Source organism: Flavobacterium sp., from assembly GCF_031409475.1.
In the GTDB taxonomy this organism is placed as follows: Bacteria; Bacteroidota; Bacteroidia; order Flavobacteriales; family Flavobacteriaceae; genus Flavobacterium.
Genome location: NZ_JANNXH010000038.1, coordinates 20,145 through 29,700, shown reverse-complemented (window position 1 = coordinate 29,700; position 9,556 = coordinate 20,145). Strand labels below are relative to the sequence as shown.

The following is a 9,556-nucleotide window of genomic DNA, read 5'->3' as shown; positions in this document are numbered from 1 at the left end:
CATTGGTTTTGTAAAAACGTAGGGTGGCAGTTGTATTTTGTGATCCTGTAGTAAAGGTTATTGTCTTTAAAGTATAAGATGTACTTTTTGACGAAGCCGTAATTTGATTTCCACCATAATCTTTAACTGCTATACTTGAATTTTGATTTGATGCACCTGATTTAATATAACCGCTAAATTTGTATGTCGTATTTGGTGTAAGTCCTGTTATAGCATACTCAAATCCTGAATTATTTCCTATTCTTGCACAGTAAGCACCTGTTCGCATTCCAGTATTTGAAATTGAAGTAGTTCCATATGTTGTCCAAGGACTAGCCAAGCCTGTTTCAAACCCTCCATTTGAGAAGGTAAAACTACTAGTGTTATTTTGATATATTTGAATATAATCAATTACCAAAGAATTAGGCCAACTAGTTGTAGCATCTGGAGAAGAAGTCCGAGTTTCATTGTTCAAAATCAGATACATATTTTCATTAGGCCAATTGGTAGTAGAACTGGCAAGTAGTGTATGCACTAAAACACCGTCTATGTACCATTTAGCGAAAGTACTCGTCCATTCAAATCCATAAACGTGCCAAGCTTCACAGTCAAAAGTAGCATCATAGGAATTCAACCACTTAGTGTACCATTTTGTGTTTGGATAAGTTCCTGTCAAAAGGTGTAATCCCATATTATCATAACCAACATCACTCCTTTGTCCAAAATATTCCCACAAATCCCATTCAGGTCCCCAAACTAAATCTTCTGCGGCAAGCCAAATTGCAGGCCAAACTTTATCTCCTGAAGGAAATTGAGCACGTACTTCTATATACCCTTTATTCAAGTAAACCTTATGCATAGAATTAATCCATCCTGTGGTATACTGATAGGTTCCCGCAGGACTAGTTCCTGTGTAGGTTCTTTTTTGGTTTCTTAATATTAGAGAACCATTTGAAGCATAGGAATCCTCAGCGGTGATGTAGCCATCATAAGATGAATTTAACAAATAAGTCCCTGCTGCGCCAGGTATAATATCTCCAGAAACTGCATCTTTACACCCAACTGACCAATTATTGGTATTAAAACTATCAAAATTGTCTTCCCAAACTAATGAATACCCACTTGGGCTGTAAAGGGAGGAACTTTCTAGTCTAAAAGACTGATTCTTATTTGTTTCAAGTAATTTTTCAGATTCTTGTGTTGAACAACTGATAATGATAATAGCTATTAAAACAGCAAAAAATAATTTTTTCATAATTTATTTGGTTTTAATTAGACTGTAAAATTAAAAATTATTTAAGAGTAAAAGGGGTTTCATAAGTCAATAAAAAGGTATAATAGTTCTTCAATGAAAGCTGGAAGCTTTATAAAAATACCGCTTAACACTAGCGAAGCAATCTGGGCTAGGGTATTCGTTTGCGGAAAGTTATTTTACTCCCTCACAATCTCAATTTTCCTCCTGATTTCATTTCCAAATTCATTGCAACGATAATATAATGAATCCCAGTTTTTGTTTTTTGGTCTTATTGTGGTTTGGACTTATAAAATTATCTTTTTTTTTCTACAAAAAACCGCTTCATCAATTCACTCGCTTCATTAGCTAAAACTCCACGAACAACTGTGGTTTTTGGATGCAATTGTGTTCCCATTTTCTCAAAACCACGATGTTCATCAGTGGCGCCATAAACAATTTTGGAAATTTGGCTCCAATACAAAGCTCCGGCACACATCTGGCATGGTTCGAGCGTAACATACATCGTACAACCTATTAAATATTTTCCGCCAAGGAAATTCGCAGCAGCAGTTATCGCCTGCATTTCGGCGTGTGCGGTAACATCATTGAGCATTTCGGTGAGATTATGACCTCGGGCAATGACTTTATTGTCGATTACTATTACGGCACCAACGGGAATTTCGTCTTTCTCAAAAGCCATTTCGGCCTCTTGCAAAGCTTTTTTCATAAAATATTCGTCGGTGAAAATGTTTTCCATAAAACAAAAATAAGAATTCAATTCGTACATTTGCTTCATGTCAGACAATTTACTTCAACACATCAACAATCCAAGTGATTTACGCCAACTCGACGAAGTTCAACTTCCTCAGGTTGCAAAAGAGTTGCGTGATTTTATCATTGATGTTGTTTCCGTAAAAGAAGGTCATCTTGGCGCAAGTCTTGGCGTTGTTGAACTTACTATTGCTTTGCATTATGTATTTAATACGCCAAATGATTTGCTGGTTTGGGATGTTGGTCATCAAGCTTATGGTCATAAAATACTAACCGAAAGAAGAGAAAATTTTCACACCAACCGCCAACTTAACGGGATTTCCGGCTTTCCAAAAAGAGGCGAAAGTGTTTACGATACTTTTGGTGTAGGTCACTCTTCTACCTCCATTTCTGCCGCTTTGGGAATGGCGATTGCTTCTAATTTAAAAGGCGATATCGAAAAACATCATATAGCCGTAATTGGCGACGCTTCCATCGCCTCAGGAATGGCGTTTGAAGGATTGAATCACGCTGGCGTAACTGACGCTAATTTATTGGTAATCCTAAACGACAACGCCATCGGGATTGATCCAAGTGTTGGCGCTTTGAAAAAATATCTCACTGCCGTGAAAGAAGGAAAAAATCCGAAGCAAAATAACATAATTAAATCCTTAAATTTTGATTATTCTGGACCTATTGATGGTCACGATATTCCTAGCATTATCAAGGAATTAAAAAGATTAAAAAAAGTAAAAGGACCAAAATTTCTACACATCGTTACCACCAAAGGCAAAGGACTACAACAAGCCGAAGTAAACCAAGTGCAATACCATGCGCCAGGAAAATTTGATGCAATTACTGGCAATATAATTCCAAAATCAGAAGAAAATTTGCCTCCAAAATACCAAGACGTTTTTGGTTTAACAATTTTGGATTTGGCAAAAGCCAATGAAAAAATCATAGGAATCACACCAGCAATGCCATCAGGAAGTTCGCTGAAATTTATGATGGATGCATTCCCAAAACGCGCTTTTGATGTTGGAATTGCAGAGCAACATGCGGTCACACTTTCGGCTGGAATGGCAACTCAAGGCATGGTAGTTTTTTGCAATATTTATTCCACTTTTTTGCAACGTGCTTACGATCAAGTTATACATGATGTGGCTTTACAGAACTTACCCGTTATTTTTTGCCTGGACAGAGCAGGATTGGTAGGCGAAGATGGCGCAACGCATCACGGTGTTTTCGATTTGGCTTATTTACGTTGTATTCCTAACATGATTATTTATTCGCCCTTGAATGAAATTGCCTTGCAAAACATTTTATATACTGCGCAATTGGGCTTAAATCATCCTATTGCTATTCGTTATCCTCGTGGACGCGGACAGTTTGTTGATTGGCAATTCCAACAATTTGGGAATTATGAAAAAATTGAAATTGGAAAAGCAAATTGTCTCAAGAAAGGAACTAAAGTTGCGGTTTTATCAAACGGTACAATTGGCAACACTGTTACTTTGGCTTTAGCCAAAATCAAAAACCAAGAAGATTTTGCACATTATGATTTTGCTTTTGTAAAACCATTAGACGAAAAATTATTACATACTATTTTCAAAGAATTTAAAACCATAATAACTGTTGAAGATGGCGTGATTAAAGGCGGTTTTGGAACTGCAATTCTAGAGTTCTCAGCTAAAAATAATTATACTTCAATACTAAAAACGCTTGGTGTTCCTGATGAATTTATCGAGCATGGAACGGTAAATGAACTACAACAATATTGTAGTATTGACGTTAAAAGCTTGTCAACTATTTTTTCAAATTACTGAAAAGAGCTATTTTTGATATTTTAAATTTAATTTTAAAAGATGAGATTCATACCCACTTTGCTTTTTTTTTATTTATTTATAGTATCAACAAATAGCTATTCGCAAGAAAATGTGAGTGTTAAATTACCTGACTCACTTTCGCATTGGGAAAAGAAAAATGTGGTGGGATTTGACCTCAGCGAAATTGCATTTTCAAATTGGAATGCCGGTGGTGTGAGCTCAGTATCAGGATTACTAAAAGGTAATTTTACACGAATTTATTCGCTACCAAAAAGCAAATGGTTTAATGAATTGGTCATTCGATACGGAATAAATAAACAAGACGGAATAGCGGTTAGAAAGTCGGATGATGCGATTCAATTTAATTCGACTTTTGGGTATCGAAAAGATACGATTTCAAATTGGTATCATTCTGCAAAATTTAATTTTAATACGCAGTTTACCAATGGATATAATTATCCAAATACCCAATTTGCAATATCAAAACCCTTTGCGCCAGCCTATACTTTCTTGGGCGTAGGAGCTGAATATTTTAATAAAGTAAAGAAAATTACAGTGTATATTTCGCCATTGACTATGAAAAACACACTAGTTTTAGACCAACGATTAGCCAATCAAGGTGCTTTTGGAGTTGTTAAAGCTATTTATGACTTAGATGGAAATCTAATTTCTGAAGGTGAAAAATCAAAAACAGAACTTGGTTTGTTGATTACGAGTTATTATAAAAAAGAAGTCTGGAAAAATATCAATCTAGAAAATAGATTGAGCCTGTATTCTGATTACATCAATAATTTTGGGAACATTGATGTCGATTGGCAGATACAACTGGATTTAATAGTAAATCAATATGTTCGGGCAAATATTGGCGCACATCTTTTATATGATGATGATATTAAAGCGAAAGAAGAAAAAGCAGGAGAACAAATTATTATTGGACCAAAAATACAACTAAAACAAGTTTTGGGTGTGGGATTAATTTATACTTTTAAATAGAAAAAGCCTGTGTCAATACTAATGACACAGACTTTTTTTTGGGTTATTAAAATATTACTCGATAATTATTTTTTGGGTTTGATATACAGTTTCATTACTAAATTTAATAATGTAAACTCCTTTTTGCAATTGGCTTAAGTCGATTGATTTTTCGGAACTAAAATTTTCTTCGGTTTTATCGTAAACTATTCTTCCTAACAAATCTGCCACTTGTATTGAAGTTCTACCAGCGAATTGAGTAGTGCTGATCTTGATTTGTCCATTTGAAGGATTGGGAAATACCTTTATTGATGTGTCAGTATTTGCAATATCATTAACTGACAAAGATGTACTTGTAAACACCCCCGAAAATACACCTCTTCCATAAGTAGCTGCATAAACTGCATTATCATTTCTAACATCCATATCAGTAACTTTTACATTACTCATGCCGTTAAAGGATTGCTTCCAAACAGGAGAAACTGTAGTAAAAGTATTAGTGTACCAAACTCCTAGTTCCGTTCCTATAATAACTTCCGACGCGTTTAATGGATTTTGCAATATACATTTTACAGGTATATCTGGAAAATCTCCTTCTTTATTTTGCCATGTAACTCCACCGTTATTACTATACCAAATACTGGTAACATTATAATTATGAAAAGTAACAAAAATATCATTTTCAGATGCTCCATATTCAACATCCGAAATACTCCCAACAAAACCCGGTCCTGTAATGTCTGACCATACCTCTGTAGCATCTGCATTTGTTAGTTTTAATAATTTTCCGCCTCTTGTGCCAACTAAAAGTGTTGTCGAAGATGTTGTATATTTTGATACTGTTAGCGCTGTTGGAGAACTTGTTAAAAGTGCATTTGTCAAAATTGTTTTTCCAACTGGACCCGATTTTAAACTCGTATATCTTCTTATTTGAAACACTGGCGTAGCCGAAGTATAGTCAGAAAATAAAATATCTAAACTAGAGTCGAGTGCCATTGGACTAATAAAAGCACCGTTTTCAGTTGTTTCAGAATTAATAACTCTTGTCGTCAATGGTGAAGCCGTAGTTCTATAGCTTATGCTAGAATTATTTGTGCCGTTTGTAATGAAATATTTATCCCCATCTTGATCAAATAAACAATAGGCACCATCACCACCTTGAACTCTTGTGCTTGTATTTACAGTATTTGCTGCAGCAGCAAAATTTTGGGTTCCATTGTCTTGGGCTCCAGCCATAAAAAAATCTCCATTTAATCCACTTATTATACTTGTAGGTGCAACAGCCAAACTGTAAAACTGTGTAACATTAAAGCCTGAAATTCTTGGCGTAATGGTTTGAGATGTTTCTGAACCGGATAAATTTGAAGCGTAATAAACTCCTCCATCGTTTCCAAAAAGAGCTATATTATTATTCCCTGGTTTAAAAGTCATCGCATGATGATCAGCGTGTACACTCGAACATGTTAATGCTGCAAGGTTATTATTGTTTGACCATTTTGATATTTGTTTCCAAACTAGTCCGCCTGATGTTGATCTAAATAAATCGATTCCACCTGCATATATAATTTGATCGTTACTTGGATCTACTTCTAATAATAAGTCATAAAACGCTTGTCCTCTGGTAAAATCTTCAGGGGTTATATCAGTATCCGCATCGTCTGGTAAAGACAAAACTGTTGTGGTTGAAAAACCAGTTGTTGTTCCTATCATTGAAACACCTCCAGAGGAAAGTTGCGCTAAAACATAAACTTTATCCGGAGTAGTTGTAGAAACCGCAATTTGAGTACGATCACCATCTAAAACTTCATAATTTTGATTAAAATTTGTACCGTCGGTCGAAGAAAAAACGATTCCGCCACCATCTCTAAAAACGATACTTTTTGTAGTAGAAACCCATATTTTGTTATTTGACCCAATCGCAATATCGTTTGGACAATGTTTATTTCCATTTGCTGTTAATTGCAATGGTATTTCGGTCCAATTTAACCCTCCGTTTGTAGATTTAAATAAACCATAATTATCAGCACCTAGATAGGTAGTAGCATTGGCATCACTATAAAAACTATCACCGACTGCAACATAAATTTCTGAAATTCCGCCATTATTTCTTATTTTTATATCGTTAATATGTTGAATTCCTGGTACTAAATTACCAGTAAATCCTCCGGGAATTACTGGGTTTAATGTTCCATTTATACTTCCAGATCCTAATGCAGTTTCTAATATATCACCGTCTGCTTTTGAAATCATTACCGAAGGAATTGTAATTGCTGGATCCGAACCTCCCATAGGAATAGGTTGTCCATCAACGTTATTCATCATAATTACTGCAATTGCACCCGCATCTTGAGCTGCCTTTACTTTGATTACAAAGGTACAACTACCGCGTCTTATCAATGCGATTTTCCCGTTAAGTGCGGCTGCATTTGTTATTGCATTACAACCTAATGTTGGTGATCCTGAGCCATCATTTATTAAAACAATATTTTCAGTAATAGCATCTCCAATTAGGTTTCCAAATCCAGTAGTGGGATAATTTACATAACTACCAGCGATACCTATTGGGCTATTAATTGTTATGCTTGATGGAGACTGAAAAGTAGTTGGTCCTGTTATGCCGCCAAATATTTTCGCCCAAGTAACTCCACTATCCGAAGATTTCCATACTCCATCTCCGTTCACATCGCCACCAACATAAGATTCACCAGTTCCTACATAAAATACATTTGGGTTATTTGGATCGGCTGTAATGCAAGAAACCGCTAAATTTTCTGGAATATTTACTCTCGCCCAAGTAGAATTTGGATTAGAAATGTTTGTGTTTTTCCATAAACCACCACTAACTCCACCTGCAAAAACAGTTTCTTTTGTAGCGTCGTTAGGATCATACATAATCGCTCTTGTTCTCCCACCTACATTTGTTGGCCCTCTTTCAACCCAGTTATTATTACTTGCATCTCCGGGTGTTCTTGCATTAGTAGATGTTTTTTGTTTTTCTATAGCTAATTTTTTTCTAACTACCGCCAAATTTTCTGGCGTAGGCCTTCCTAGAGTTGGACTCATAGTCAACTCCCACTCGCTTTCGTAATATTTGTTAGGAGGAAGTCCATTTTCATTTCTGTCGTTTTTAGACAATTGTAATGTTTTTTTGAATGGACTATTTGTTAAAAACTTAGAATGTTGCTTTCTTAATGCTTTTGTTTTTTTGTTTGGTTTTGTAATTTTTGAAAGGGTTTTATTGCTTTTGACAGTGAGTTTATCTTCTGTTTTCATTGCAGATTTGCTATCGCTATGAATTTCGCTCACTAAATTTGTTTGCGAATATCCTGAAGCAAATACAGCGAATCCAATTAAAATAAAGAGTAAATTTTTTGTCATTTTATATTGTGTTAATTATTTGAATTGTAAATATAAACGAATATTTACACTGCTTGGATTTTTCTAAAAAATTTAACTATTGTTTGAAGTAATTATTTTATTAAAAATCAAGGCATTGCCATCTGTTAACATGGATATAAAATGACAAATGTGAAGCAACCTATCATACAAGTTTTCTTTTTCGATATGATATTTTTCAGGTAAGAGTTGCAACAAAAGTTTATCATAATTAGTAGCTCTTCCATTGTAATTATTATTAAATGCAGTAATAAATTTATCCAAAAGCAGGTTTATAATTTGATAACCTGTCAATTCCTTTTCTATAACTTCACGGCTTTGATAAATGTTATTGACACTCAATTTGATAATATCGTCCATTTGAGCTTTGTACTTGCTTTTATCTGTCAGAGCAAATGGAAATTTTCCTTGTAGAATTGCTTCTTCATTTTCGATAAAAACTTTCACAGCCTCGTTAATTAAGTTTCCAATTGCTAAAGCTCGTAAATAACTTATTCTATCTTCTTTAGTAATTAAAGTCTTATATTTTGTAGTGTCGATAGTGTCTTTTACTAATTTAATAAGATATTCTAAAGCAAAATCTTCTGAAACTAATCCCAGATTAATACCGTCTTCAAAGTCAATTATGGTGTAACAAATATCATCTGCAGCTTCGACTAAATAGGCTAACGGATGTCGTTCATAACCCATATCGTTTCCGTTTTTATTAGGAATCATTCCCAATTCTGATGCAACTTCTTGGAAAAATTCCTTGTCAGATTGAAAAAAACCGTATTTTTTATCGGCTATATTTTTGGTTGGTTTTTTGGGCAAACTCTCCTTTGGATATTTCATAAATGCGCCGAGTGTTGCATACGAAATTCTTAAACCGCCTTCAATTCCGGGACGACTCGCTGTAAGCACCGAAAATCCATTTGCGTTGCCTTCAAAATCGATTAAATCTTGCCATTGTTTTGGATTGAGTTGATCTTTGTATTGTTGTCCTTTTCCAATTGAAAAATATTCGCCAATAGCTTTTTCGCCAGAATGCCCAAATGGTGGATTACCAATGTCATGTGCCAATGAAGCTGCCGCTACAATTGCTCCAAAATCATTCGCTTGAAAACCGTGAATTGCAGCCAAATGTGGATATTTCTCAATGATTTTTTTTCCAACTAATCTCCCAATGGAACGACCAACAACCGATACTTCTAAACTGTGTGTCAATCGAGTATGTACAAAATCAGTTTTCGAAAGTGGAATAACTTGTGTTTTGTCCTGCAAACTTCTAAAAGCTGCCGAGAAAATGATTCTATCATAATCGACTTCAAAACCCAAACGAGTATCGTCTTGTTCTGAACGCAGGCGTTTGCTGGTGTCGCCTTGACGACGTAGTGATAAGAGTTGTTCCCAGTTCATT

6 protein-coding genes are annotated in these 9,556 nt (G+C 35.0%); 2 read left to right on the top strand and 4 right to left on the bottom strand.

Annotated elements, in window-relative coordinates; genetic code table 11:
• Together RMO53_RS07335 and RMO53_RS07330 are read right to left on the bottom strand one after the other, a co-directional pair.
• A partial coding sequence (locus RMO53_RS07335) for a family 16 glycosylhydrolase (RefSeq protein WP_310379327.1) occupies window positions 1-1,234 on the bottom strand: 1,234 nt, incomplete at its 3' end.
• A gap of 292 nt (window positions 1,235-1,526) precedes the next feature.
• Window positions 1,527-1,970 (bottom strand): nucleoside deaminase, encoded by a 444-nt coding sequence (locus tag RMO53_RS07330; protein ID WP_310379326.1) that lies wholly within the window; start codon window positions 1,968-1,970, stop codon window positions 1,527-1,529.
• A gap of 37 nt (window positions 1,971-2,007) precedes the next feature.
• On the opposite strand from RMO53_RS07330, the gene RMO53_RS07325 reads away from it, so the two are divergent.
• On the top strand, window positions 2,008-3,789 hold the full coding sequence (locus RMO53_RS07325; protein ID WP_310379325.1) for a 1-deoxy-D-xylulose-5-phosphate synthase: 1,782 nt from the start codon (window positions 2,008-2,010) through the stop codon (window positions 3,787-3,789).
• Between the two features lie 39 nt (window positions 3,790-3,828).
• The gene (locus RMO53_RS07320; RefSeq protein WP_310379324.1) at window positions 3,829-4,782 is read left to right on the top strand and encodes a DUF3078 domain-containing protein; all 954 of its coding nucleotides are present in this window, start codon (window positions 3,829-3,831) and stop codon (window positions 4,780-4,782) included.
• Window positions 4,783-4,836: 54 nt separating this feature from the next.
• Here RMO53_RS07320 and RMO53_RS07315 read toward each other — a convergent pair whose 3' ends face one another.
• Together RMO53_RS07315 and RMO53_RS07310 are read right to left on the bottom strand one after the other, a co-directional pair.
• Window positions 4,837-8,139 carry a PA domain-containing protein gene (locus RMO53_RS07315; RefSeq protein ID WP_310379323.1) on the bottom strand — a complete coding sequence of 1,101 codons (3,303 nt, stop codon included), beginning with the start codon at window positions 8,137-8,139 and terminating at the stop codon, window positions 4,837-4,839.
• 72 nt (window positions 8,140-8,211) lie between these two features.
• On the bottom strand, window positions 8,212-9,555 hold the full coding sequence (locus tag RMO53_RS07310; protein WP_310379322.1) for a deoxyguanosinetriphosphate triphosphohydrolase: 1,344 nt from the start codon (window positions 9,553-9,555) through the stop codon (window positions 8,212-8,214).
• Window position 9,556: the final 1 nt, after the last annotated feature.

Bases quoted from the DNA above. Each gene is read 5' to 3' on its own strand.
- RMO53_RS07330 (WP_310379326.1), bottom strand. From the start codon at position 1,970: ATGGAAAACATTTTCACCGACGAATATTTTATGAAAAAAGCTTTGCAA.
- RMO53_RS07315 (WP_310379323.1), bottom strand. From the start codon at position 8,139: ATGACAAAAAATTTACTCTTTATTTTAATTGGATTCGCTGTATTTGCT.
- RMO53_RS07320 (WP_310379324.1), top strand. From the start codon at position 3,829: ATGAGATTCATACCCACTTTGCTTTTTTTTTATTTATTTATAGTATCA.
- RMO53_RS07310 (WP_310379322.1), bottom strand. From the start codon at position 9,555: ATGAACTGGGAACAACTCTTATCACTACGTCGTCAAGGCGACACCAGC.
- RMO53_RS07325 (WP_310379325.1), top strand. From the start codon at position 2,008: ATGTCAGACAATTTACTTCAACACATCAACAATCCAAGTGATTTACGC.